Source organism: Pseudomonas sp. NY15356 (genome assembly GCF_048068175.1).
GTDB classification, from domain to species: domain Bacteria; phylum Pseudomonadota; class Gammaproteobacteria; order Pseudomonadales; family Pseudomonadaceae; genus Aquipseudomonas; species Aquipseudomonas putida_K.
Genome location: NZ_JBLUPW010000012.1, coordinates 117,675 through 140,685, shown reverse-complemented (window position 1 = coordinate 140,685; position 23,011 = coordinate 117,675). Strand labels below are relative to the sequence as shown.

Here is a 23,011-nt window from a genome sequence, read left to right as displayed (position 1 = left end):
CACAAGGCCGCTCCTACAGAGCCCTGCGCGGTGGCTGTAGGAGCGGCCTTGTGCCGCGAAAGGGGCGCAACGCGCCCCTCTCTTTCAACCCAGCCTCAATTCCAGTCCGTTCCCCCAGGGCGCAACGCCCGCGCATAGCAGAACAGGAACAGATTGCGTACCAGCTCCTTGAGCACCCCTGGCTCGCTTGAATTCAGGCCATTGATGTCCAGGTCGCCCTGGTCGCGCAGTTCATCGAGCGCGTCTTCCTCGAGCACGGCGCACACTTCGCCGGTGTCCCGGTGGAGAATTCTCAGGTAGGGGTGGGGCCGGTCGAGCCAGGCATCGATCAGATAGGTCATGGCTGTTCTCCTTGGAAAGCGGGTTCCAATGAGAATAATTCTTATTATCAGAATAGCAAGGCCCTATTGGCTATTTTCTTCCAGGCGGGGCAGAGACCTTGTTTCAGGGTCTGTCGGGGCTGCCTGGGCGGCAACCCCGAGCGGCAGGCCGTCAGACCTTGCGGACGAACTCCGACTTCAGCTTCATGGCGCCGATGCCGTCGATCTTGCAGTCGATGTCATGGTCGCCGTCGCACAGGCGGATGTTCTTGACCTTGGTGCCGACCTTTACCACCAGGGACGAGCCCTTGACCTTGAGGTCCTTGATCACGGTAACGGTGTCGCCATCCTGCAGGACATTACCGACCGAATCCTTTTTCACCACGTCGTCGCTGGCGGCCTCGGCTTCGGCGTTGGGCGACCACTCATGGGCGCATTCGGGGCAAATCAGTTGGGTGCCATCCTCATAGGTGTATTCGGAGTTGCATTTTGGGCAAGGTGGCAAAGTGCTCACGGAGGTTCCTCAGGACAGGAGAAATAAAGCCCACATTGTATAAGGTTTTGGCGGGTAGATGTGGCTTGCTGTGCAAATGCAATCGCGGGACAAGCCCGCTCCCACCAGGTTCTGTGGGTAACGGACCTGTGGGAGCGGGCTTGTCCCGCGATGGGGGAGGCGAAATCAGTGGGTACGGGCTACCGAAAACTCGCTCAGCTCGACCAGTGCATCACGGTATTCGCTGGCGGGCAGCACTTCCAGGCACTCGATGGCGCGCTTGACGTAGTCCCGGGCCAACTGGGCGGTGTAGTCCAGGGCGCCGGAGGCTTCCACGGCGACGCGGATCTGCTCCAGGTCCTCCAGGCCACCCTTCTGGATCGCCTGGCGCACCAGGGCAGCCTGTTCGGCGGTGCCTTCGCGCATGGTGTAGATCAGCGGCAGGGTCGGTTTACCTTCGGCCAGGTCGTCGCCGACGTTCTTGCCCAGGGTCTGCGAGTCGCCCTTGTAGTCCAGCAGGTCGTCGACCAGCTGGAAGGCCACGCCCAGGTGGTCGCCGAAGGTGCGCAGGGCCTCGCGCTGTTCGTCGCTGGCACCGGCCAGTGCGGCGGCGCTGTGGGTCGAGGCCTCGAACAGCATCGCGGTCTTGCCGCGGATCACGTCCATGTACACCTCTTCGGTGGTGCTGGCGTCGCGTACCCGCGACAGCTGCAGCACTTCGCCCTCGGCGATCACCCGGGTGGCCTTGGAGAGGATCTGCATGACTGGCATCGAGCCGAGCTCGACCATCATTTCGAACGAGCGCGAATACAGGAAGTCGCCCACCAGCACGCTCGGCGCATTGCCCCACAGGGCGTTGGCGGTGGAGCGGCCACGGCGCATGCCGGACATGTCGACCACGTCGTCGTGCAGCAGGGTGGCGGTGTGCAGGAACTCGATGGTCGCCGCCAGCAGGCGCAGGTCGTCGCCTTCGCGCCCCAGGGCCTTGCCGCACAGCAGCACCAGCAGCGGGCGCAGGCGCTTGCCGCCAGCGGACGTGATATAGTCGCCGATCTTCGATACCAGCGGCACGCGCGAGGTCAGCTGCTTCTTGATGATCTCGTCGACGGCACTGAAATCGTCAGCTACCGCGCGGTAGAAGGATTGGGGTTGCATCGGCTGCTCCATTGAGGTTGCGCGGCATGCTAGGTCGCGGGTCCCGGTGTGTCAAGGCGCGCGGCCCGTGGCCCGGGGCCGCCACTTGCAAGCATTTATCGGGTTGCGTACAATCGCGCACCCTAACTTCCTGGGCAGCACCTGCCTTACGCAATTGCACCGGGCCGTTCCAGCCCAGTGCAGCCATGCCAGCCAATACTCATCATATAAAGCGCTGGGTGAGCAGGATTATCGGAGAAATACCATGTCTTACGCAGTAATCGTTACCGGCGGCAAGCAGTACAAAGTCGCTGAAGGTGAATTCCTCAAGATCGAGAAACTGGAAGTCGCCACTGGCGAATCCGTGACCTTCGATCGCGTTCTGCTGGTCGCCAACGGCGACGACGTCACCATCGGCGCTCCAGTCGTCGCAGGTGCCAAGGTTGTGGCTGAAGTCGTTTCGCAAGGTCGTCACGACAAGGTTCGCATCATCAAGTTCCGTCGTCGTAAGCACCACATGAAGCGCATGGGCCACCGCCAGTGGTTCACCGAGATCAAAATCACCGGTATCCAGGCTTAATCGCCTAGGTCCCCTGAATTTATTTGGAGAATTGAACCATGGCTCACAAGAAGGCTGGTGGTAGTACTCGTAACGGTCGCGACTCAGAATCGAAACGCCTTGGCGTGAAGATGTATGGCGGCCAGGTTATCAAGCCGGGCAACATCATCGTCCGTCAGCGCGGCACCGAATTCCACGCTGGCTACGGTGTTGGCATGGGCAAGGACCACACCTTGTTCGCCAAGATCGAAGGCGTGATCAAGTTCGAGAAGAAAGGCGAGTTCAACCGCCGTTACGTGAGCATCGTCGCAGCCTAATCGCGACGTCGCTCCAGAAGCCCCGTCATGCGACGGGGCTTTTTCGTTTGTGGTGAGCCTCTTGCAAAGCTGTTTGTATGGGCTGCCGGCGTGGGTTTCTACGGTCGTACGGGGCCGCCGCGCTCATTTTTGCAAGAGCCTCAGGTGTTCAAGCTATTCAGCTCGTCGGAAGGCGAGAGGCGGTTTTTATGAAGTTTGTTGACGAAGTATCGATCCGGGTCAAAGCCGGTGACGGCGGCAATGGTTGCATGAGCTTCCGCCGCGAGAAGTTCATCGAGAACGGTGGCCCCAACGGTGGCGACGGTGGTGACGGTGGCTCGGTGTACATGGTGGCCGACGAGAACCTCAATACCCTGGTCGACTACCGCTACACCCGCCACCACGAAGCCCAGCGTGGCCAGAACGGCGGCAGCACCGACTGCACCGGCAAGAAGGGTGAAGACCTGTTCCTGCGCGTGCCGGTCGGCACCACCGTGATCGACGCCTCGACCCAGGAAGTGATCGGTGACCTGGTCACCCCGGGCCAGAAGCTGATGGTCGCCCAGGGCGGCTGGCACGGCTTGGGCAACACCCGCTTCAAGTCCAGCACCAACCGCGCGCCGCGCCAGACCACGCCAGGCAAGCCGGGTGAGCAGCGCGACCTGAAGATGGAGCTGAAAGTGCTGGCCGACGTCGGCCTGCTGGGCTTGCCGAATGCCGGCAAGAGCACCTTCATCCGCTCGGTCTCGGCTGCCAAGCCGAAGGTCGCCGACTACCCGTTCACCACCCTGGTGCCGAACCTGGGTGTGGTCAGCGTCGACCGCTGGAAGAGCTTCGTCATCGCCGACATCCCCGGCCTGATCGAAGGCGCTTCCGAAGGGGCGGGCCTGGGTATCCGCTTCCTCAAGCACCTGGCGCGTACCCGCGTACTGCTGCACCTGGTCGACCTGGCGCCGCTGGACGGCAGCAGCCCGGCCGATGCCGCCGAGGTCATCATCAACGAGCTGGCGCAGTTCAGCCCGGCACTGGTCGACCGCGAGCGCTGGCTGGTGCTGAACAAGGCCGACATGATCATGGACGAGGAGCGCGACGAGCGCGTCAAGGAAGTGGTCGAACGCCTGAACTGGGACGGCCCGGTGTACGTGATCTCGGCCATCGCCAAGCAGGGTACCGAGCAGCTCAGCCACGACCTGATGCGCTACCTCGAAGACCGTGCCGATCGCCTGGCCAATGACCCGGCCTACGCCGCCGAGCTGGCCGAACTCGATCAGCGCATCGAAGACGAGGCCCGTGCCCAGCTGCAGGCGCTGGACGATGCCCGCACCCTGCGTCGCACGGGCGTCAAGAGCGTGCATGACATTGGCGACGATGACGACTGGGATGATTTCGAGGACGACGAAGACGGCCCGGAAATCATTTACGTGCGCGACTGATCGGTTGCAGTACACTAAACGCCGCTCCAATGAGCGGCGTTTTGGTATCTACAGATTCGACATAGGTTGGAAGAGAAGATGCGAAGCAAGGTGACGGGCGCCAAGCGCTGGGTCGTGAAGATCGGCAGTGCCCTGCTGACGGCGGATGGCAAAGGCCTGGATCGCGGCGCCATGGCCGTCTGGGTCGAGCAGATGGTCGCGCTGCGGGAAGCGGGCGTGGAGTTGGTGCTGGTCTCCTCCGGGGCCGTGGCCGCGGGCATGAGCCAACTGGGCTGGGCTTCGCGACCGAGCGCGATGAACGAGCTGCAGGCCGCCGCCGCCCTTGGCCAGATGCGCCTGGTGCAGGCCTGGGAGTCGAGCTTCGGCGAGCATGGCAAGCACACCGCGCAGATCCTCCTGACCCATGACGACCTCTCCGACCGCAAGCGGTACCTCAACGCCCGCAGCACGCTGCGTACCTTGGTCGATCTGGGCGTGGTGCCGGTGATCAACGAGAACGACACCGTGGTCACCGACGAGATCCGCTTCGGTGACAACGACACCCTGGCAGCCCTGGTGGCCAACCTGGTGGAAGCCGACCTGCTGGTGATCCTCACCGACCGCGACGGCATGTTCGATGCCGACCCGCGCAACAACCCCGAAGCGCAGCTGATCTACGAAGCCCGCGCCGACGACCCGGCCCTGGATGCGGTGGCCGGCGGCACGGGGGGCGCCCTGGGCCGCGGCGGCATGCAGACCAAGCTGCGCGCCGCACGCCTGGCGGCCCGTTCCGGTGCCCACACCATCATCATCGGTGGCCGCATCGAACGCGTGCTCGATCGTCTCAAGGCCGGTGAACGCCTGGGCACGTTGCTGTCGCCGGAGCGCGGCATGCTCGCCGCCCGCAAGCAGTGGCTGGCCGGCCACCTCCAGACACGCGGCACCCTGGTGCTCGATGCAGGTGCCGTGCAGGCCCTGCGTCAGGCCAACAAGAGCCTGTTGCCGGTGGGCGTGAAGACCGTCCAGGGCAGCTTCCGTCGCGGCGAGATGGTGGTGTGCGTCGGCCCTGACGGCCTTGAAGTAGCCCGTGGCCTGGCCAACTACAGTGCCCTGGAAGCACAGAAGATCATCGGCCAGCCGTCCGATGCCATCGAGAACCTGCTGGGCTACAGCGCCGAGCCGGAACTGGTACACCGCGACAACCTGGTGCTGGTCTGAGGGCGTGAACGTGCTGAAAAGGATGATTGCCGTGGCGGCGCTGGCGCTGCCGATGCTGGCCGGGGCCGAGGAAATCGGCCAGGTCTCTACCGTGTTCAAGTTCCTCGGGCCGAACGACCGCATCGTGGTCGAGGCATTCGACGACCCCAAGGTCGAGGGTGTGACCTGCTACCTGTCGCGAGCCAAGACTGGCGGTGTGAAGGGTGGGTTGGGCTTGGCCGAGGACCGTGCAGAGGCGTCGATCGCCTGCCGCCAGGTGGGGCCGATCCACTTCAAGGGTGAATTGAAGGACGGCGAGGAGGTGTTCAAGGAGCGCACCTCGCTGGTGTTCAAGACCATGCAGGTGGTGCGCTTCCTCGACAAGAAGCGCAACACGCTGGTGTACCTGGTGTATAGCGACCGGCTGATCGAAGGCAGCCCGCAGAACGCGGTGACGGCGATTCCGATCCTGCCGTGGGCTAAATAACACCCGAGCGGGAGGCCTTTGGCCTCCTTTCGCGGCACGAGGCCGCTCCTACAGGGGATACGCCTATTCCTGTAGGAGCGGCCTTGTGCCGCGAAAGGGCCGCAAAGCGGCCCCTGTTCACCGAATCAGGCCAGCTCCTCGGCCTGATCCTCGCGCACGATCGCCTTCACCTCATCGAGCCGGCTGATGTACTTCCAGTCCGCCTCGTCGATGTAGATACCGTTCGGCCCGCTGCCGCCTTCCAGGTCGATCGCCACCCGCGCCGACACCTGCGGCTTCACGCTCGCCAGGATTGGCACGAAGCCCAACTGCTGGCTGGTCTCCAGCAGCGCTGCCTGGTTGCGTTCGTCGATGTCCGCCGCCTCGTCGAGGTAGTAGGGCAGGCGAATGCGCCCGGCCAGGTCGCGGTCCATCAGGTGCAGCAACAGATACATGTTGGTCAGCGCCTTGATGGTCATGGTGGTGCCGTTGGACGCGGCGCCGTCGATGTCGGCATGGATCACCGGCTGGCCATTGATCTTGGTGATCTCGAACGCCAGCTCGAACAGGTCCTTCAGGCCCAACTGGTTGTGGTTGGCTGCCACCAGCCGTGCCAGGTACTCCTTGGCCTCTTCGTTCTTGTGGTCCTGCTCGGCGCTCTGGGTCAGGTCGAACACCGACAGGGTTTCACCTTCCTCGTACTGGCCGGCGCTGTGGATGATCTGGTCGATGTGCTTGAGCGCTTCCTTGTTCGGTGCCAGGACCACGCGGAAGCTTTCCAGGTTGGACACCTGGCGCTTGTTGATCTCGCGGTTGAACAGGGCCAGCTGGTGCTCGAGGCTGTCGTAGTCGCTGCGGATGTTGCGCAAGGTCCGGGCGATGTCGGTGACCGCCGCGCGGCGTGCCTTGGCCAGGGTCAGGGCTTCCTCGGTGCGGTGCGAGTAGGCGTTGATCAGCAGTTGCAGGCGGCGCTCCATGTCGTCTTCGCTGTCGAACTTGGCCACGCCCTTGAGGCGCACCTGGGCGTACAGCGCCTCGATCTGGTTGTCCACGCGCTGCAAGGCCTGCCAGCTGTCCTGGTAGTCGTTGAGCAGCGGCAGCAGGTTGTCCATGGAATCGTCGATCGCTTCCATGAACGGGGTGCCGAACGGCAGGTCGGCCGGCAGCAGCTGGCGACGGCGCAGGGCGTCTTCCAGGGTGCGCTGCTTGGCTTCCAGGTCGGCGATCTGCCGGCCCACCAGCTGCAACTTGGCCGACAGCTGCTGGACGCGCTCGGTGAAGGCGTCGCTTGAGCGCTTGAGTTCGTCCTGGGCGGCTTCGAGTTGGGCGAGCTGTTCCAGCTTTTCCGGTTCCTCGGCACTCAGGGTCTCGGTGCGGCGATAGTCTTCCAGGGCCTTCTGGGCATCGAGCACCTGTTGGTACAGGGCTTCGGTCTGCGCTTTGGAGGCGCTGCGGTCGGCGGCGACGGCCTGCTGGGTCTTGAGTTGCTTGAGTTCTTTTTCCAGGCGCTCTTTCTGGTCGCGCAGGGCGGCGCGGTCAGCCAGGGCCTGGAGGGCCGGTGGGTCGATGTGCGACAGATCGATGGACAGGCCCGGCGCCTCGAAACGCTCGCCCTTGAAGCTGTCGAGCACCGCTTCCAGGGTTTTCACCCAGACGTCGCTGTCGTCCAGCTCGATGCCTCGGTCGCCCAGTGGCAGGCTGAACAGCGCGCCGTTGAACAGGCGCATCAGGCGGTCGACGTCCTGTTGCGAGAACTCCTCGCGCAGGCGGGCATAGCTGTTGTTGTCGGCGTGGTCGAGCTGCTGCTTGACCTGCTTGAGGCGTTTTTCCAGGTCGCGAACGCGTTCGTCCAGGTCCTCGGCGGAGAACTGGCGCGACTGGGCCAGGGCGCCGGCCAGTTCGTCGTGGGCATCCTTGGCGGCCAGCAGTTGCTGCTCCAGGGTCTTCACGTCGGTGACCAGGGCAAAGCGGTGCTTGAGTACCGACAGCTCGCCCAGCCAGCGCTGGATGCCGGTGATCTCGCGCTCCAGGCGCATCAGCTCCTGGGTACCGCCGCGCTGGTCGTTCTGCAGGCGGTCCTGCTCGCTGCGGTAGTGCTCGGATTGGATGACCAGCTCTTCCTTGCGGGCCATGGCGTATTCCTGCCAGGTGCCCAGCAGGTTGTCGAGCAATGGCGAGATACGGTGCAGCTTGCCGCGCAGGATGTCACGCTGGGCCACGCCGCCGGCCAGGGCCTCGACCAGGGGGCCGGCGGCGACCAGGGCGTTGTAGTCCTGTTCCATGCGGCGTACGTCGCGGAAGGCTTCCTCGCAGGCGGCGATGTAGTCGACGCTGCCCGAGCGCAGGCTGTGCTCGAAGGCATCGAGGAACAGCTGCTTGAGCTTGGCCGCGGTGATTTCGCGCATGTGCAGCAAGTTGATGAACAGCGCACGGAAGGTCTTCAGGCTCTGCTCGCTGGTCGAGCGCAGTGGGATCAGGGTCAGGTCCAGCGGCACCGAGGTGTGGCCGCCGACCAGCAGCCGGCGCAGCTCGTCGGGCTTGAGCTCATAGGCCTTCAGGCCGTGCTGTTCGAGGTTGGTGAACAGCTCCTTCTGGCGCAGGCAGGTGTCGTTCTTCTGGTAGTGCGCCAGGTCCAGCTGGCCCTGGTAGGCGAAGAACTGGTGACCGAAGCCGCCGCCCGGGCCGCGCCCGACCACGCCGATCACGTGCGGGCCGTGAGGCAGGTTCAGCTCGCAGAGGATGTAGCTGGTGTCGCTGGCGAAGTAGAACCGGCGCGACTGCTCCAGGCTGTACTTGCCGAAGCTCATGTCGGACATGCGCGCCAGGATCGGGAACTGCAGGGCATTGATCGAGGCGGACTTGCCCAGGTTGTTGGCGCCGTAGACCGACAGTGGGTGCTCCAGGGGGAACAGGCCCAGGCTGTAGCCGGCGGTGTTGAGCAGTGCGAAGCGGCGAATACCGTAGCGTTCCTGGCTCATGCGTCAATCTCCTGTTGCTCTTCGCGAATGGCCCGGGCCAGGGCTTCTTCCTCGCTCTCCTCGCCGTCGAACGGGGTGAGGTCGAGCGGGTCGTCGGTGCGGTTGAGTTCTTCCGGACTCTCTTCCTCGACCAGCACTGGCGTTGGCAGCGGCAGGTCGCTGTGCAGGGTGGCGGCCAGGTCCCGGTCCTGCTGGACCGACAGGCACACGTCGAGGAAACGGTGCATCGGCGGCAGGAAGCGGTAGATGCCGCCTTCCTCGTGGGCGAAGCCCAGCTGGGTCATGCGGCGCAGGATTTTTTCTTCCAGCTCGTCGACGGTCTGCACTTCGGCCTGGATGAACAGGTCGCGGTACTTTTCCAGCAAGGACGGCAGCTCGTCGCGGCCGACGCTGCCGCCATCGAGCACGGCCATCGGGTCGCGGCCCTGGTCGGCCAGGTGCTCGACCAGGATGAAGGTGAACAGCGACAGGCGCTGTGCGGTCTTGTTGACCTGGGCGGCGGCCTGCTCGGGCACGAAGTAGTAGAAGCCGCGGGTGTCGCACACCAGCTCGAAGCCCAGGGCCTTGAACAGGGTGCGGTACTGGTCCTGGAAGTTCGACAGCTGGGCGTACAGTTCAGGGTCGCGGCGGCTGATGTGGAAGCCCTTGAACAGCTCGCGGAAGATCGGCGCGAGCTGGGACAGTTCGGAAAGATCAAGATGCATTGGCTGGGCTCGCGTTGGAGTCGGACGTGGTCGTTGGCGTGGCTTGGCGGCTGGACGTCAGGGCGAAGGAGCGCAGGCTGACCAGGTGTTCACGGGTGGTGTATTCCTGGCGTTCGAGGCGCTCGCGGCTGAAGCGCTTCTCCCGCGACAGGCGCGAGAACCAGTACAGCAATTCGTCGGTGGCGCCTTCGGGCTCCTGCTCCAGCAGCCAGACCATCAGGTCTGGCAGGGGCAGGGCGTCTTCGCAGCGCTCGAGCATTTCCTTGACCGTGCGTGGGGCGCGGGGCAGCGGGCCCTTCTGCGACTTGTGTGCCTTGGGGAAGCGCGCCGGCTTGGGCTCGAAGCGGGCCAGGGCATAAACGTACGCCTCGACCTGGCTGGCACTGCCGAGGAAGGTGCTCTGCGGGCGGGTGAACATCGGCATGGCCGCTTGCGGCACGGCATCGATGCCTTTCTTGCGGATCACCGACAGGGCCAGGGCGGCGCCGCGGGTCACGGCGTTGTGCCGGCGTGCTTCTTCGCGCAGGGGCAGCAGCAGTTCTCGGGCGTGGCGCAGGGTGAGCTGAGCACTGGTCTGCATCTCGAGGATACGGGCGTGGGTGCGCAGCAGCATGTCGTCGTCGACCAGGTGGCCCAGGCGCGCCTGCTCGCCCAGCAGGCGCAGCAGCACGGTCTCGACCTTGCGAACGCCTTGCTCGAAGGCGCCGTCGGCATTGACCAGCTGGATCATCGGCTCGACGTACTCGTCCCAGGTCGCCAGGACCTCGGCGTAGCGCTGGCGCAGGGGAATCTGGCGGTTGCTGGTCTTGGCCCGCTCGGCCACGGCCACCAGCGCCTGCTCGTCGTTGTCGAGCTTCTTGAGCACGTCGCGCACGCGCATATCGAGCAGGCGCAGCTGGCGCGCCAGGTCGTCGCTGTCGCGGTTGTCGAAGGCGTCCTGGATATGCCCGGCCAGACGCTCCAGGTGGCGCAGGTAGGCTTCGATCTCCAGGCACAGGCCCAGGCGGTGCTCGCGGCGCAGGTAGGCGAGGAAATCGTGAATCTGGGCGTTGAGCTCGAAGCGGTTCGGGCTCTTGGCCACCGGCACCAGGATGTCCAGGCGGATCCACACGTCGAGCAACTGGGTGATGTCCTGCGGCGTGCTTTCCACCTGCTGCCGGGCCAGTTGCTGGCGCAGCTCGACCAGGCTCAGGGTGCCTTGGTCGAAGCGCTCGCACAGCGGCTCGATCAAGGCCCAGTGTTCGGCTAGGGCGCGCAGGACGCGCTTGGGTTCGATCATTGGCGGGTCGACTCGTTGCCAAATAAAAGGGGCGATTGTACTGCATCCGGGGGGGAGGATTTCACCCCTTGGTCTGTAATGAGGGGGCAAGGGGAGATTCCGGGGGTGCGGTGGTTGTCCCGGGTCATGGGGTGTTGGTGAGATCGCGCGCCGCCCGCGCAGCGCTCGGTCTCACAAACCTGCAAAACCCAAGACGTACACGTTAGAATACCCCCAAAATCCCACCCCGGACCCCGTGCCTTGCTGACCGAGCCCCGCCGCCGCGCCTACCTTTCCGCCATGCAAGTGGTGCACTGGCTGCCGCGCGCCGAACTGCCGTTCGCTGCACCGTCGCGCCCGGAACTGCTGCTGCCGTTGGCGCCGGTCGAAGACGCCGCCATCGAGGTACGGCCAAGCGCACCTGCGCCTGACGCACCACCTGTTGCCCCACAAGCCCGCTCCGTCGAGCGCCCCAAGATCGAGATCCCCCGGCCGGGCAGCACGCCCAAGCCCGCCAGCACGTCGGTCGAAGCCCAGGAGCAGGTGCCAGCGCCCCGTCCGGCGCCGTTGCCGCCACCGCGTTTTGCCCTGCAATTGCTGCGCGCCGGCCGCTGCCTGGTGCTGGTCGAGCTGGCCACCGGCCAGCCCTTCCAGAGCCGTGACCCGTCGTACCTGCTGCTCAAGGACATGCTGCGCGCCGCCGGCCTGCCCGATGCGCCGCAGATCATCGGCGAGCCGGTGCGCTGGCCGTTGCTGGTACGCGGCAACATGGACCAGGGGCCGGAGGCGGCGCGCGACTTCGTCCAGGGTTTCATCGCCGCGCGCCTGGAAGAGGCACCTTGCACCTGCCTGTGGCTGGTCGGCCTGCCGGCCGTGCGCTTTGCCGGCCAGGCCGACGGCGAGGCCTACTACCAAGAACTGAAGGTCGAAGGCCTGGGCGACGCCTGGGCCCTGCCGGGCCTTGAACTGTTGATGGACGAGCCGCAGCGCAAGGTGGACGTCTGGCAAGCGATGCGCCGGCTGATGGCGCGCTGGAAGAGCGTTGAATGAGTGACTCGATCAGTTTCCGCCCGATGACCGAGGCGGATCTGGATGCCGTGCTTAAAATCGAATATGCCGCGTTCAGCCATCCGTGGACGCGCGGAATCTTCCAGGATGCGCTCAAGTCCTATGAGGTCTGGCTGATGTTCGACGGCCAGCAGCAAGTCGGCCATGGCGTGATCAACGTGATCATCGACGAGGCCCACCTGCTCAACATCACCGTCAAGCCGGAGAACCAGGGCCGTGGCCTGGGCTTGCGCCTGCTGCAGCACCTGATGGCCCGGGCCTACCAGCTCAATGGCCGGGAATGCTTCCTGGAAGTGCGCGCCAGCAACCAGGCGGCCTACCGCCTGTACGAGCGCTACGGATTCAACGAAATCGGCCGCCGGCGCGACTACTATCCCGTTGCCGGCGGACGCGAAGACGCCCTGGTGATGGCCTGCACCCTGTTCGAGGAGTGACCTTGCAGGCGCTGGCCGTGTCACACAGGCATACCCTGATGAGGCAACGACCATGCATGACCTGCAGGAACTGATCGACAACAACGAACGCTGGGCCGATGCGATCAAGCAGCGCGATCCGGACTTCTTCGCCAAGCTGGCCCGCCAGCAGACCCCCGAATTCCTCTGGATCGGTTGCTCCGACGCTCGCGTGCCCGCCAACGAGATCGTCGGCATGCTGCCGGGCGACCTGTTCGTGCACCGCAATGTGGCCAACGTGGTGCTGCACACTGACCTGAACTGCCTGTCGGTGATCCAGTACGCCGTGGAGGTGCTCAAGGTCAAGCACATCCTGGTCACCGGTCACTATGGCTGCGGCGGTGTGCGCGCAGCGATGCAGGACCGTCAGTTGGGCCTGATCGACGGCTGGCTGCGTTCGATCCGCGACCTGTACTACGAAAAGCGCGGCGAGCTGGCCAAGCTCGATACCGAGGAAGCCAAGGTCGACCGCCTGTGCGAGCTGAACGTGATCCAGCAGGTGGCCAACGTGGCTCACACCAGCATCGTGCAGAACGCCTGGCACCGGGGGCAGGAGCTGTCGATCCATGGTTGCATCTATGGCATCAAGGATGGCCGCTGGAAGAGCCTGGACACCACCATCAGCGGGTTTGCCCAGTTGCCGCCGCAGTATCGCCTGCGGCCTTTGGAATAGACTGCTCAATGGCGCTTTGACCCTGTGGGAGATTACCCAGCCCTTCGGGCTGCGCTGTCGCGCAGAGAACAAGCGGCCAATGCTGCCCCTGTGGGAGCGGGCTCCGTGCTTTACTCGCTGTAATGGCGTACACAGGAGTGAAGAATGAAAGGCATGAAGCTGCTGGCCTGCGTGGCAGGGCTGCTGGCAGGCATCGCCCACGCCGATGAGCGGGATGTCTGGATGTTCGCCCAGTGGGCAGGCGACCACCCGACCCGTGCCTTCCGCCAGATGTTGGTGGATGCTCGTCTCTATGGCGTGGTACCGATCCATCAACTGCTACGTTCGGCCTCCGACTGGCGCCTGTGCAGGGCCTCACCTTTCGCCGTGCCGCCGGCCACCCAGTGGCCCCAGGTGCGCGCTACCCTGATGCTGCTCAAGACCCTCGACGAACAAGGCATCCTGCGCCAGTTCGAGGTGGTGTCGGCCTACCGTGACCCGCGCCTGAATGCCTGTGCCGGTGGCGCGGTGGGCAGCGCCCATACCCGGGCTTTCGCGGTCGACGTGCTGCTGCCTGCCTGGGCCGACCCCAACCCGCTGTGCCGGTTCTGGCAGCAGCATGGCCAGGCCTGGAACATGGGCCTGGGGCGCTACCCTTCCGGGCGCATCCACCTCGATACGGCCGGCTATCGCACCTGGGGCGGCGACGGTCGCTCGGGGTCGTCGTTCTGCACCAGGCCCAGGTGAGCCAGGCACGCCTGGCATTCGCCCGCCACCCACTCGGCGAAGCGCTGGCGCTTGCTGCCGTCATCCAGAGGCAAGGGGCTGAGCAGGTGGTAGGCCGAGCCGTCTCGCAGGAAGCCGAAGGGCGCTACCAGTTGCCCGCTGTCCAGTTCGTCACGGACCATCAGCGCTGACGCGATGGCCAGCCCCAGCCCTGCGCTGGCGGCCTGGATCGACAGGTAGAAATGCTCGAAGTCGCTGCGCTCGGTGTGGTGCGCCTTCTTCCCGGCCAGGCGCTGCCAGGTGCTCCAGGCGTCAGGGCGGGTGGCGCTGTAGAGCAGGCGTTGGTTGTCGAAACCCGCGTCCTGGCCTTGCCGGCAGACCGGGCCGATCCACTCCTCGCAGATCTTCAGGCTGTGCAGTTTCCGTTCCCAATGAAAGTCGTCGCGCCGCAGCGCCAGATCTACCCCGGCACGGCTGAAGTCCAGCGGCCCGCCCGCGGCGACCAGGTGCAGCTGCAAGTCGGGATGGGCAGCATGGAACCGGGGCAGGCGAGGGATGAGCCAGCGCATGGCGATGGTTGGCTCGCAGGACACCACCAGCACATTGTCTTGCGTCTGCGCTTGCAGGCGCTGCACCGCGCCTTCGAGCTGCTCGAAGATCGACTGGGTGGTGCCATGCAGGCTGCGGCCGGCCGGTGTCAGGAACAGGGCCCGGTTACGCCGCTCGAACAGCTCGATGCCCAGGCTTTCCTCCAGCAGGCGTACCTGGCGGCTGACGGCGCCATGGGTCACGTGCAGGTGCTCGGCGGCGCGCACGAAGCTTTCGGTCTGGGCGGCGATATCGAAATAGCGCAGGGCGGTGAGCGGGGGCAGTTTCATGGTCGTGTGTCGTCTGTGGCGGCCCAATCGCGGGGCAAGCCCGCTCCCACAAAGGCTCTCTGGGCTTTTCCCTGTGGGAGCGGGCTTGTCCCGCGATTGGGCCAGCAAGGCTTACGCCTGTCTGTGAAAAAAACTAGCAGGTCTGCCGCACTATAAATCGATTTTTCGCCACGAATAAGCCTTCGATAATCAGCGCACTGTGCATTTTCATCGCCAATCGAGGAGCTTTTTCCGTGAATGAACTGATCGCCGTCGCCCTGTTCACCGTGCTGGCCGTCATCAGCCCAGGGGCCGACTTCGCCATGGTCACCCGCAGCAGTTATGCCCAAGGGCGCACGGCTGGCCTGGCCGCAGCCTTGGGGATCGCCCTGGGCGTGCAGGTGCATGTGTTGTACACCGTGCTTGGCATCGCCGTGATCATCAGCCAGAGCCCGGCGCTGTTCCTGGCCATGAAAGTGGTGGGAGCCGGTTACCTGGTCTACCTGGGCTACAAATCATTGACCAACACCTCACGGATCTCACTCGATGGCATCGGCCAGAGCCCTCGGGCTGGCGTGCTCCAAGGCCTGCGCACAGGTTTTCTGACCAATGCGCTGAATCCCAAGACGATGCTATTCGTCGTCAGTGCCTACACCCAGGTGGTGCGGCCGGGCAGCCCGCTGGCGCTGGATTTCGCCTATGGGGCATTCATGTCGTTCGCCCATTGGGCATGGTTCAGCCTGGTGGCGGTGTTCTTCTCGAGCGACGGATTGCGCCAGGCGATGATCGAGCGACAAGGGGTGGTCGACCGGGTGATCGGCGTAGCCCTGATCGGGCTGGGCCTGGCCGTGGTAGTGGCGGGCGTGCGTTGACGGTTTTTTTCAGCGCAATAAAAAAGGGCTTATCTTTCGATAAGCCCTTTTTTGAAGGTGGTGGCTACACAGGGACTTGAACCCCGGACCCCAGCATTATGAATGCTATGCTCTAACCAACTGAGCTATGTAGCCGACTTGGCGCGCATTATTAGCTCGAATCGCGACTCTGTCAACACTCGTTGTAAAAAAAATTTCCAGCCTTTCAAACGCTTAGCTGGGCGGACCGCTCGGTGTGCCCGCCAACCTGCAAAGAATGCGCTGCGCAGACTGGATAAGTCGAGGCGCGGGGCGGCCAATCGCATAAAAAGGTAGCTAAGTATCTAGTTCTTTCCTGATAATCGGATCCCAAATTCGCGGAAAGGACATAGTCATGGCCATCAGCAGCGCCCAGACCTCCACCGGCACCAGCACCGCCGCACAGGCCACCCCACTGGTGATGCGTATCATCGGCTTCTGTGCCCTGGCGCACCTGATCAATGATTTGATCCAGGCGGTACTGCCGGCCATCTACCCGATGCTCAAGGCCAACTACAACCTGAGTTTCGCCCAGATCGGCCTGATTACCCTGACGTTCCAGATCACGGCGTCGCTGCTGCAGCCGTGGGTTGGCTTCTTCACTGACCGGCGACCGGCGCCGAACCTGCTGCCGTTGGGCACGTTGTGCACCCTGGTGGGGATCGTGATGCTGGCATTCGTGGGCAGCTTCCCGATGATTTTGCTGGCATCGGCGTTGGTGGGCATCGGCTCCTCGACTTTCCACCCCGAGACCTCGCGCATCGCCCGCCTGGCGTCGGGAGGGCGCTTTGGCCTGGCCCAGTCGACTTTCCAGGTCGGCGGTAACGCCGGCTCTGCCCTCGGCCCGCTGCTGGCGGCGGCCATCGTCATTCCCTTCGGCCAGAGCCATGTGGCCTGGTTCGGCCTGGCCGGGCTGTTCTTCTTCGCTGTGACTTTGTTGCTGCGGGGTTGGTACAAGGGCCACCTCAACCAGTTCAAGGCCCGCAAGGCCGTACAGGCCAGCCATGGGATTTCGCGCCAGCGTGTGATCCTGGCGTTGGTGGTGCTGGGCCTGCTGGTGTTCTCCAAGTACTTCTACATGGCCAGCTTCACCAGCTATTTCACCTTCTACCTGATCGAGAAGTTCGGTGTGTCGGTGGCAAGCTCCCAGCTGCACCTGTTCCTGTTCCTTGGCGCGGTGGCGGCCGGTACCTTCTTCGGCGGGCCGATCGGTGACCGGATCGGGCGCAAGGCGGTGATCTGGTTCTCGATCCTGGGGGTGGCGCCGTTCACCCTGGCCCTGCCGTACGCCGATCTGTTCTGGACCAGCGTGCTCAGCGTGGTGATCGGCTTCATCCTGGCCTCGGCGTTCTCGGCCATTGTGGTCTATGCCCAGGAACTGGTGCCGGGCAGCGTAGGCATGATCGCCGGGATCTTCTTCGGCCTGATGTTCGGTTTCGGTGGCATCGGCGCGGCGCTGCTGGGCTACCTGGCTGATTTGCGAGGTATCGAGTACGTCTATGGGCTGTGTTCGTTCCTGCCGCTGTTTGGCGTGCTGGCAGTGTTCCTGCCTTCCACCGGTAAACGCTGATCGTCTCAAGCCCAATGGGCTGGGTGATTTACCACGAGGGCCTTGGCGATTGACGCGTCAAGGCCCCTTGGCCTAGAGTGCCGCCTCCTTTCAATTCACGTAGTCGATGCAATGCGCCGTTCCCAGAGCCTTCGCCTTGTCCGCCAGCCTGTCATCCAGGCGGTGCGTCGTGCATGGCCGAGCGACACGGTGCTCAAGCGTCGGCGCAGCGTGCTGTTCGCCTTCACCTTCTCGCCACACCTTGCCCTGAACTGATCCTGCGCCCCTGCGTGTCCGCCTGCCGGCGTGGCTGCGGGTGGCTGCGTTCGCACATCTTTCCAGTGGTTTTTCCAGCCGTCCCGGCCCAGGGTGCATGTGGGCGGCGAGCAAGGAGTGGTAATGAACATGCGTTTGCTGGCGGGCCTGTTGTTCGCCGTGTCGGTGGTGGGGTTCAGCCTGGGGGCGAGCCTGCCGCTGGTGTCGTTGCGTCTGCACGAGGCGGGGGCAGGCACCCTTGAGATCGGTATCATTTCGGCCATCCCCGCGGCGGGCATGATGCTCTCGGCGTTCATGGTCGATGCCTGCTGCCGGCACCTGACCCGGCGCACCATCTATTTGCTGTGCTTCAGCCTGTGCACCCTGAGCATCGCGTTGCTCGAAGGCGCCTTCACCTCGATCTGGTACCTGGCGCTATTGCGCCTGGCGCTGGGTATCGGCATGGGCATCGCCATCATCCTTGGCGAGTCCTGGGTCAACGAGCTGTGCCCGGAGCACAACCGCGGCAAGATCATGGCGCTCTACGCCACCAGCTTCACCGGTTTCCAGGTGCTGGGGCCGGCCATGCTGGCGCTGCTTGGGGCCAGCAGCCCGTGGGTCACGGGCGTGGTCACCGCCTGCTACGGCCTGGCATTGCTGTGTATCCTGCTGACCGTCCCCAACGACCATGTGCAGCACGAGGAAGGCGAAAAGAGCTTTGGCCTGGCCGGGTTCTTCCGGGTCGCGCCGGCGTTGTGCATGGCGGTGCTGTTCTTCTCCTTCTTCGATGCCGTGGTGCTGTCGCTACTGCCGGTATACGCCACCAGCCATGGTTTTGCGGTGGGTGTGGCGGCGTTGATGGTGACCGTGGTGTTCGCTGGCGACATGATCTTCCAGTTGCCCCTGGGCTGGCTGGCCGACCGGGTCGAGCGTACCGGGCTGCACCTGGTGTGCGGTGTGGTGGCCATGGCGATCGGCATCGGCCTGCCGTGGCTGCTGCAGATGAGCTGGCTGCTATGGCCGCTGCTGGTAGTGCTGGGCGCCGTGGCTGGGGGCATCTATACCCTGGCGTTGGTGCTGATCGGCCAGCGCTTCAAGGGCCAGGACCTGGTGACGGCCAATGCCAGCGTTGGCTTGCTGTGGGGTGTCGGCAGCCTGGTCGGGCCGCTGGTCAGCGGGGCGGCGATGGACGTGGCGCCGCACGGGCTGCCCATGGCCTTGGCGGTGATGGCAGGGTTGTTCGTGTGCTTCGCCCGGCAGTCGTATCGCCGGGCAGGGAAGCTGCGGGCTGTGACAGACTGAAGCGCCATTACCTGCGCAAGAACCGTCGTTCTGTCGATGACAGGTTGGTCTAAGCTGGTCTTTTTCCGATCACTCGAGGCTATCGCGCATGATCCACGCCGACCTCTCGCCCTCGGCCTATCGCCAGGCCACGGACTTCCTCGCGGCGTTGGACCCGGACTGGGCCCGACACATCGCTGCAATCGGCCCGTGCCAGCACAGCGCTGTGCCAGAGCGCGAGCCCTTCGAGGCGCTGGTGCGGGCGGTGGCCTACCAGCAGTTGCACGCCCGGGCGGCCGAAGCGATCCTGGCGCGCTTGCTGGCGTTGTACCCGGGGGGCGCCTTCCCTAGCCCCGAGCAACTGTTGGCCACGCCGCCCGAGGTGTTGCGTGGCTGTGGCTTATCCGCGAACAAGCTGGCTACGGTGCAGGGGATTGCCCAGGCGCGCCTGGACGGTATCGTCCCCAGCCGCGAGCAAGCGCTGGCGATGCATGACGATGCGCTGATCGAACGTCTGGTGAGCCTGCGTGGCGTCGGGCGCTGGACCGTGGAGATGCTGCTGATCTATTGCCTGGAGCGCTCCGATATCCTGCCGGTGGACGACTTCGGCGTGCGCGAGGGGTATCGTCGGCTCAAGGGCATGGACAAGGCGCCGACACCGGCGCAGATGCGTTCGCTGGGAGGTGGCTGGAGCCCGTATCGGACCGTGGCGTCTTGGTACCTGTGGCGCGCCTGAGCGTAGTCCCCTTGTAGGTGCGGGCTTGTCCCGCGAAAGGGCCGCAGGGCGTCAGCATTGACGCCCAAGATGTCGGGGCTGCTTTGCAGCCCTTTCGCGGGGCAAGCCCGCTCCTACAGGGCGATGCACTACTGCCGGATTGCCGTGCAATAAACGGAGTGCCAGCCCCGACCCAGCCTGTCAGGCTTGCAACATCAGCCGCCCAGGAGAGATTTCATGAAGCCTGCCACCGCCTACGCCACCGACGCTGACCGCTGGCTCGCCGTGCAACGCCGCGACTTGGCGGCCAGCGGCCATTTCGTCTATGCCGTACGCACCACGGGCGTCTACTGTCAGCCTGGCTGCAAGTCGCGCCTGGCCAAGCGTGAGAACGTCGAATTCTTCAATGATGCCGACGCTGCCGAAGCGGCCGGCTATCGCGCCTGTCGCCGCTGCACGGAGGGCAAGGCCCTGCAGATGATGCGCCGCACCGAACTGGTGGCCCGCGCCTGCCGCCTGATCGAGGCCAGCGAGACCCCTCCCAACCTCGACCAGCTCGGTACGCAGCTGGCCGTCAGCCCCTTCCACTTGCACCGCGTGTTCAAGGCCGAGACCGGGCTCACGCCCAAGGCCTATGCTTCGGCCTATCGCGCCCGGCGCTTGCGCGAGCGGCTCGACGACCGCGCCAGCTCCGTGACCGAGGCCATCTATGACGCCGGCTACAATTCCAACAGCCGCTTCTACGAGAGCGCCGGCCAACGCCTGGGCATGCGCCCGAGGGAATACCGGGCCAAGGGCGCGGGCTCGACCATTCACTTCGCCATTGGCCAGTGCTCGCTCGGGGCGATCCTGGTGGCGCAGAGTGAACGGGGCATCTGCGCCATCCTGTTGGGCCAGGACCCTGAGCGCCTGCTCAAGGACCTGCAGGACCAGTTCAGCAAGGCTCGGCTGATCGGCGGCGACGCCGGTTTCGAACGCCTGGTCGCCGAAGTGGTGGGGTTCGTCGAGCAGCCGGCGCTGGGGCTGGCGCTGCCGTTGGACGTACAAGGCACGGCCTTCCAGGAGCGCGTCTGGCAGGCGCTGCGCGAGGTACCCGCCGGCAGCACCGTCAGCTACACCGACATCGCCGAACGCATCGGTGCACCCAAGGCCGTGCGCGCCGTCGCCCAGGCCTGCGCCGCCAACTGTCTCGCCGTGGCCATCCCCTGCCACCGGGTGGTACGCCGTGACGGCGACCTCAGTGGCTACCGCTGGGGAGTGGAGCGTAAACGGCAATTGTTGACACGAGAAACGGCACTCACCTGAGCGCTGCGAGCAGCGTAGAATCCCCGCCCAATCGAGCGTGTAAATAGGGGAATTCGATGAGGCGCCTGAGCCTTTACCGTTTTTGTGTAGCAACGCTTGCCGTGCTGTTGTGGGTAGCCACGCCAGCCTGGTCGGCACAGGTCGGGCCGTTGAGCGCCGGTGAACTGCCCACGTTGGACGAGAACGCCAGCCTGGAGCAGTTGAGCGACCGCCTGGACCAGGTCCGCCAGGGGCTTACCAGCGAGGCGAACGATGACCTGCTGTCCCAGCTGCGTCAGGCCGCCTTGCAGGTGCAGCGCCAGGCTGACGCCCTGGGCACGCAACGCACCTCCGACGTGGAGCGCCTGGACGACCAGCTCCAAGTGCTCGGCCCGGTGCTGCCCGACGAAGCCGACAGCATCACGCGCCAGCGCAAGCAGTTGAGCGATGAAAAGAAGTCGGTACTGGCCGAGCAACAGCAGGCGGTGAAGCTGACCCAATCGGCTCGTGACCTGGCCACGCAGATCGTCAACCTGCGCCGCAGCCAGTTCAACTCGCAGGTCACCACCCGTGCCGCCAGCCCCCTGAGCCCAGCATTCTGGTCGAGCCTGATCCGCCCGACCGACGAGGACGTGGCACGCCTGCGCGACCTGCGCGGGGAGGCCGCCGATGCCGTGGCCAGCGCCTTCAGCGCCGAGCACCGCTGGCTGTTCATCAGCAGCCTGGTGGCGGCCCTGCTGGTATGGACACTGGTGCGCAAGGTGCTCGAGCGGCTGCTGGCCGATGCCATGATCCGCTGGCTGCCCGAGGGCCGCCTGCGGCGCAGTGCCCTGGCCTTGAGCGTCAGCCTGGCGACCCTGAGCACCATCGGCGGCTCGGTATCGCTGGTGCGCTGGGGGTTGGAGAACAGCGCCGCGCTGGGCAGCGACATCGCCAGCCTGATCAACCATATCCTCACCCTGGTGGTGTTCAGCGCCTTCATCGCCGGCCTCGGCCGCGCCATGCTGATGTTGCAGCGCCCCTCCTGGCGCCTGCCGCCGATCCCGGACGAAGTGGCCAGTGCCCTGGGCTGGTTCCCCCAGGTCCTGGCCCTGGCGCTGATGGTGCTGCTGACCCAGGAGCGTATCAACAGTGTGATCGGCACCAGCCTGGCGCTGACCGTGGCCACCAACGGCCTGACTGCCCTGGTGGTGTCGCTGATCTTCGTTGCGGCGCTGGTGTGCTACCGCCGCGCCCGCACACGGCACCAGTTGGAGCGCCCGCCTGGGTTGGCCGGGCTGATTCCGTTCGTGATCGTGGTCTGGGTGGGGCTGATCCTGCTGGCGCTGCTCACCGGCTACCTGACCCTGGCCTACTTCCTCACCGCCAAGCTGCTGTGGATCAGCGTGGTGGCCACCTGCGCCTATCTGCTCATCACGGTGTTCGGCGACCTGTGCGAAACCCTGTTGTCGCCGCGCCAGCCCAGTGGTCTGGCATTGTCCGCGGCCCTTGGCCTGCAGCCACGGCACCAGGCCCAGGCCAGCACCATCCTGGCGGGCATCGGGCGTACGTTGTTACTGTTCATCGCCGGCCTGCTGGTACTCATGCCCTCGGGCACCAGCCCCGGCGAGTTGCTGCTGAGCCTGGCGGAATGGGACGGCAGCGGGGGCAAGGTGCTCGGCAACCTGAACATCGTGCCGCAGGACATCTTCCTGGCAGTGGTCATGTTCCTCGGTGGGCTGTTCGCCATCCGCGTGGTCAAGCGTTGGCTGAGCGAGCGCCTGCTGCCGGAGACCGACATGGATGCCGGCATGCGTGCATCCCTGGTGACCCTGGTCGGCTACCTGGGCTTCCTGTTCCTGGCCATGCTGGTGATGTCGACCCTGCGTATCAACCTCACCAGCCTGACCTGGGTGGTCAGTGCGCTGTCGGTGGGTATCGGTTTCGGCCTGCAGCAGATCGTGCAGAACTTCATCTCCGGCCTGATCCTGCTCACCGAGCGCCCGGTCAAGGTGGGGGACTGGGTGAGCTTGGCCGGGGTGGAGGGCGACATCCGTCGGATCAACGTGCGCGCCACGGAAATCCAGATGTCTGACCGTTCCACGGTGATCGTGCCCAACTCGCAGTTCATATCCCAGAACGTGCGCAACGTGACCATGGGCAATGCCCTGGGCGTGGTCGGCATCACCTTGACCCTGCCGCTGGATACCGACGCGAACAAGGTGCGTGACCTGCTGCTGACGGCATTCCGCGAGCATGAATCGATCCTCGATGCGCCGGCGTCGTCGGTGACCTTCAAGGACCTCACCGCCAGTGGCATGGTGCTCAGCGTCAGTGGCTACGTGGCCAGCCCGCGGCAAGTGTCGGGTGCGCGCAGCGACCTGCTGTTCACGGTGTTGGGGCGGTTGCGGGAGGAGGGGATCGCGTTGTCGTCGCCGCAGAGCATGGTATTGGTGCAGGAAGGCGCACAGCCGGCAGAATGAGGC

Annotated in this window: 23 protein-coding genes and 1 tRNA gene; 16 read left to right on the top strand and 8 right to left on the bottom strand. The window is 64.9% G+C overall.

From position 1 onward, the window contains the following. Positions 1-95: 95 nt before the first annotated feature. The 3 genes from ACNFCI_RS12495 to ACNFCI_RS12485 form a co-directional block, all read right to left on the bottom strand. On the bottom strand, positions 96-341 hold the full coding sequence (locus tag ACNFCI_RS12495) for a hypothetical protein (RefSeq protein ID WP_084858623.1): 246 nt from the start codon (positions 339-341) through the stop codon (positions 96-98). 151 nt (positions 342-492) lie between these two features. Beyond that, positions 493-834 carry a zinc ribbon domain-containing protein YjdM gene (locus tag ACNFCI_RS12490; RefSeq protein WP_196143766.1) on the bottom strand — a complete coding sequence of 114 codons (342 nt, stop codon included), beginning with the start codon at positions 832-834 and terminating at the stop codon, positions 493-495. Positions 835-999: 165 nt separating this feature from the next. Then, positions 1,000-1,968: a polyprenyl synthetase family protein gene (locus ACNFCI_RS12485; RefSeq protein ID WP_084858621.1), complete on the bottom strand. Its 969-nt coding sequence runs from the start codon at positions 1,966-1,968 to the stop codon at positions 1,000-1,002. Positions 1,969-2,212: 244 nt separating this feature from the next. On the opposite strand from ACNFCI_RS12485, the gene rplU reads away from it, so the two are divergent. The 5 genes from rplU (at position 2,213) to ACNFCI_RS12460 (ending at position 5,898) form a co-directional block, all read left to right on the top strand. After that, on the top strand, positions 2,213-2,527 hold the full coding sequence (gene rplU / locus ACNFCI_RS12480) for a 50S ribosomal protein L21 (protein WP_011532169.1): 315 nt from the start codon (positions 2,213-2,215) through the stop codon (positions 2,525-2,527). A 38-nt stretch (positions 2,528-2,565) separates the two neighbouring features. Continuing rightward, positions 2,566-2,823: a 50S ribosomal protein L27 gene (gene rpmA, locus ACNFCI_RS12475; RefSeq protein ID WP_070092741.1), complete on the top strand. Its 258-nt coding sequence runs from the start codon at positions 2,566-2,568 to the stop codon at positions 2,821-2,823. Positions 2,824-3,011: 188 nt separating this feature from the next. Beyond that, positions 3,012-4,235 (top strand): Obg family GTPase CgtA, encoded by a 1,224-nt coding sequence (cgtA, locus tag ACNFCI_RS12470; RefSeq protein ID WP_084858620.1) that lies wholly within the window; start codon positions 3,012-3,014, stop codon positions 4,233-4,235. A gap of 78 nt (positions 4,236-4,313) precedes the next feature. Beyond that, positions 4,314-5,432: a glutamate 5-kinase gene (gene proB / locus ACNFCI_RS12465; RefSeq protein ID WP_084858619.1), complete on the top strand. Its 1,119-nt coding sequence runs from the start codon at positions 4,314-4,316 to the stop codon at positions 5,430-5,432. A gap of 22 nt (positions 5,433-5,454) precedes the next feature. Further along, positions 5,455-5,898 (top strand): CreA family protein, encoded by a 444-nt coding sequence (locus tag ACNFCI_RS12460; protein WP_172403060.1) that lies wholly within the window; start codon positions 5,455-5,457, stop codon positions 5,896-5,898. Positions 5,899-6,023: 125 nt separating this feature from the next. Here the strand turns inward: ACNFCI_RS12460 and mksF are convergent, their stop codons facing one another. From mksF to mksB, 3 genes are read right to left on the bottom strand one after another with little or no spacing between them, the layout of a single operon-like run. Further along, positions 6,024-8,855, bottom strand: coding sequence for an Mks condensin complex protein MksF (gene mksF, locus ACNFCI_RS12455; RefSeq protein WP_224456942.1), 2,832 nt, complete (start codon positions 8,853-8,855; stop codon positions 6,024-6,026). Then, the gene (gene mksE, locus ACNFCI_RS12450) at positions 8,852-9,559 is read right to left on the bottom strand and encodes an Mks condensin complex protein MksE (protein ID WP_084858616.1); all 708 of its coding nucleotides are present in this window, start codon (positions 9,557-9,559) and stop codon (positions 8,852-8,854) included. The genes mksF and mksE overlap by 4 nt, the downstream gene beginning before the upstream one ends. Continuing rightward, complete coding sequence (gene mksB, locus ACNFCI_RS12445) at positions 9,549-10,838, bottom strand: Mks condensin complex protein MksB (RefSeq protein ID WP_084858615.1); 1,290 nt, start codon at positions 10,836-10,838, stop codon at positions 9,549-9,551. The genes mksE and mksB overlap by 11 nt, the downstream gene beginning before the upstream one ends. A 240-nt stretch (positions 10,839-11,078) precedes the next feature. Here mksB and ACNFCI_RS12440 point away from each other — a divergent pair, with 240 nt between their 5' ends. The 4 genes from ACNFCI_RS12440 to ACNFCI_RS12425 all read left to right on the top strand — a co-directional run bounded on the left by ACNFCI_RS12440 (position 11,079) and on the right by ACNFCI_RS12425 (position 13,736). Next, positions 11,079-11,867, top strand: a complete 789-nt coding sequence (locus tag ACNFCI_RS12440) for an energy transducer TonB (protein WP_084858614.1) — start codon at positions 11,079-11,081, stop codon at positions 11,865-11,867. Continuing rightward, the gene (gene rimI, locus ACNFCI_RS12435; RefSeq protein WP_084858613.1) at positions 11,864-12,319 is read left to right on the top strand and encodes a ribosomal protein S18-alanine N-acetyltransferase; all 456 of its coding nucleotides are present in this window, start codon (positions 11,864-11,866) and stop codon (positions 12,317-12,319) included. Before ACNFCI_RS12440 ends, rimI begins: the two co-directional genes overlap by 4 nt. A 52-nt stretch (positions 12,320-12,371) precedes the next feature. Further along, on the top strand, positions 12,372-13,010 hold the full coding sequence (gene can / locus ACNFCI_RS12430; protein WP_084858612.1) for a carbonate dehydratase: 639 nt from the start codon (positions 12,372-12,374) through the stop codon (positions 13,008-13,010). Between the two features lie 153 nt (positions 13,011-13,163). Beyond that, positions 13,164-13,736 carry a D-Ala-D-Ala carboxypeptidase family metallohydrolase gene (locus tag ACNFCI_RS12425; RefSeq protein ID WP_084858636.1) on the top strand — a complete coding sequence of 191 codons (573 nt, stop codon included), beginning with the start codon at positions 13,164-13,166 and terminating at the stop codon, positions 13,734-13,736. Here the strand turns inward: ACNFCI_RS12425 and ACNFCI_RS12420 are convergent. Beyond that, positions 13,676-14,593 carry a LysR substrate-binding domain-containing protein gene (locus ACNFCI_RS12420; protein ID WP_084858611.1) on the bottom strand — a complete coding sequence of 306 codons (918 nt, stop codon included), beginning with the start codon at positions 14,591-14,593 and terminating at the stop codon, positions 13,676-13,678. The genes ACNFCI_RS12425 and ACNFCI_RS12420 overlap by 61 nt on opposite strands. Positions 14,594-14,826: 233 nt before the next feature. Between ACNFCI_RS12420 and ACNFCI_RS12415 the strand changes: the two genes are divergently transcribed. Further along, on the top strand, positions 14,827-15,444 hold the full coding sequence (locus tag ACNFCI_RS12415) for a LysE family translocator (protein WP_084858610.1): 618 nt from the start codon (positions 14,827-14,829) through the stop codon (positions 15,442-15,444). Positions 15,445-15,502: 58 nt separating this feature from the next. On the opposite strand, the gene ACNFCI_RS12410 is transcribed toward ACNFCI_RS12415, so the two are convergent. Beyond that, positions 15,503-15,579, bottom strand: a tRNA-Met gene (locus ACNFCI_RS12410). A 238-nt stretch (positions 15,580-15,817) separates the two neighbouring features. Between ACNFCI_RS12410 and ACNFCI_RS12405 the strand changes: the two genes are divergently transcribed. From ACNFCI_RS12405 to ACNFCI_RS12380, 6 genes are all read left to right on the top strand, one after another. Further along, the gene (locus ACNFCI_RS12405; RefSeq protein ID WP_084858609.1) at positions 15,818-17,032 is read left to right on the top strand and encodes an MFS transporter; all 1,215 of its coding nucleotides are present in this window, start codon (positions 15,818-15,820) and stop codon (positions 17,030-17,032) included. A 111-nt stretch (positions 17,033-17,143) separates the two neighbouring features. Further along, positions 17,144-17,287, top strand: a complete 144-nt coding sequence (locus ACNFCI_RS12400; protein ID WP_172403057.1) for a hypothetical protein — start codon at positions 17,144-17,146, stop codon at positions 17,285-17,287. Positions 17,288-17,410: 123 nt separating this feature from the next. Further along, positions 17,411-18,568 (top strand): MFS transporter, encoded by a 1,158-nt coding sequence (locus ACNFCI_RS12395; protein WP_368829224.1) that lies wholly within the window; start codon positions 17,411-17,413, stop codon positions 18,566-18,568. Positions 18,569-18,656: 88 nt separating this feature from the next. Next, a complete protein-coding gene (locus ACNFCI_RS12390) occupies positions 18,657-19,283 on the top strand; it encodes a DNA-3-methyladenine glycosylase family protein (RefSeq protein ID WP_084858607.1) in 627 nt (208 codons plus the stop codon). A gap of 216 nt (positions 19,284-19,499) precedes the next feature. Further along, complete coding sequence (ada, locus tag ACNFCI_RS12385; RefSeq protein WP_368829223.1) at positions 19,500-20,567, top strand: bifunctional DNA-binding transcriptional regulator/O6-methylguanine-DNA methyltransferase Ada; 1,068 nt, start codon at positions 19,500-19,502, stop codon at positions 20,565-20,567. 56 nt (positions 20,568-20,623) lie between these two features. Next, positions 20,624-23,008 carry a DUF3772 domain-containing protein gene (locus ACNFCI_RS12380; RefSeq protein ID WP_368829222.1) on the top strand — a complete coding sequence of 795 codons (2,385 nt, stop codon included), beginning with the start codon at positions 20,624-20,626 and terminating at the stop codon, positions 23,006-23,008. Positions 23,009-23,011: the final 3 nt, after the last annotated feature.

Bases quoted from the DNA above. Each gene is read 5' to 3' on its own strand.
- ACNFCI_RS12495 (WP_084858623.1), bottom strand. From the start codon at position 341: ATGACCTATCTGATCGATGCCTGGCTCGACCGGCCCCACCCCTACCTG.
- ACNFCI_RS12485 (WP_084858621.1), bottom strand. From the start codon at position 1,968: ATGCAACCCCAATCCTTCTACCGCGCGGTAGCTGACGATTTCAGTGCC.
- rplU (WP_011532169.1), top strand. From the start codon at position 2,213: ATGTCTTACGCAGTAATCGTTACCGGCGGCAAGCAGTACAAAGTCGCT.
- rpmA (WP_070092741.1), top strand. From the start codon at position 2,566: ATGGCTCACAAGAAGGCTGGTGGTAGTACTCGTAACGGTCGCGACTCA.
- cgtA (WP_084858620.1), top strand. From the start codon at position 3,012: ATGAAGTTTGTTGACGAAGTATCGATCCGGGTCAAAGCCGGTGACGGC.
- proB (WP_084858619.1), top strand. From the start codon at position 4,314: ATGCGAAGCAAGGTGACGGGCGCCAAGCGCTGGGTCGTGAAGATCGGC.
- ACNFCI_RS12460 (WP_172403060.1), top strand. From the start codon at position 5,455: ATGATTGCCGTGGCGGCGCTGGCGCTGCCGATGCTGGCCGGGGCCGAG.
- mksF (WP_224456942.1), bottom strand. From the start codon at position 8,855: ATGAGCCAGGAACGCTACGGTATTCGCCGCTTCGCACTGCTCAACACC.
- mksE (WP_084858616.1), bottom strand. From the start codon at position 9,559: ATGCATCTTGATCTTTCCGAACTGTCCCAGCTCGCGCCGATCTTCCGC.
- mksB (WP_084858615.1), bottom strand. From the start codon at position 10,838: ATGATCGAACCCAAGCGCGTCCTGCGCGCCCTAGCCGAACACTGGGCC.
- rimI (WP_084858613.1), top strand. From the start codon at position 11,864: ATGAGTGACTCGATCAGTTTCCGCCCGATGACCGAGGCGGATCTGGAT.
- can (WP_084858612.1), top strand. From the start codon at position 12,372: ATGCATGACCTGCAGGAACTGATCGACAACAACGAACGCTGGGCCGAT.
- ACNFCI_RS12425 (WP_084858636.1), top strand. From the start codon at position 13,164: ATGAAGCTGCTGGCCTGCGTGGCAGGGCTGCTGGCAGGCATCGCCCAC.
- ACNFCI_RS12420 (WP_084858611.1), bottom strand. From the start codon at position 14,593: ATGAAACTGCCCCCGCTCACCGCCCTGCGCTATTTCGATATCGCCGCC.
- ACNFCI_RS12405 (WP_084858609.1), top strand. From the start codon at position 15,818: ATGGCCATCAGCAGCGCCCAGACCTCCACCGGCACCAGCACCGCCGCA.
- ACNFCI_RS12400 (WP_172403057.1), top strand. From the start codon at position 17,144: ATGCGCCGTTCCCAGAGCCTTCGCCTTGTCCGCCAGCCTGTCATCCAG.
- ACNFCI_RS12395 (WP_368829224.1), top strand. From the start codon at position 17,411: ATGAACATGCGTTTGCTGGCGGGCCTGTTGTTCGCCGTGTCGGTGGTG.
- ACNFCI_RS12390 (WP_084858607.1), top strand. From the start codon at position 18,657: ATGATCCACGCCGACCTCTCGCCCTCGGCCTATCGCCAGGCCACGGAC.
- ada (WP_368829223.1), top strand. From the start codon at position 19,500: ATGAAGCCTGCCACCGCCTACGCCACCGACGCTGACCGCTGGCTCGCC.
- ACNFCI_RS12380 (WP_368829222.1), top strand. From the start codon at position 20,624: ATGAGGCGCCTGAGCCTTTACCGTTTTTGTGTAGCAACGCTTGCCGTG.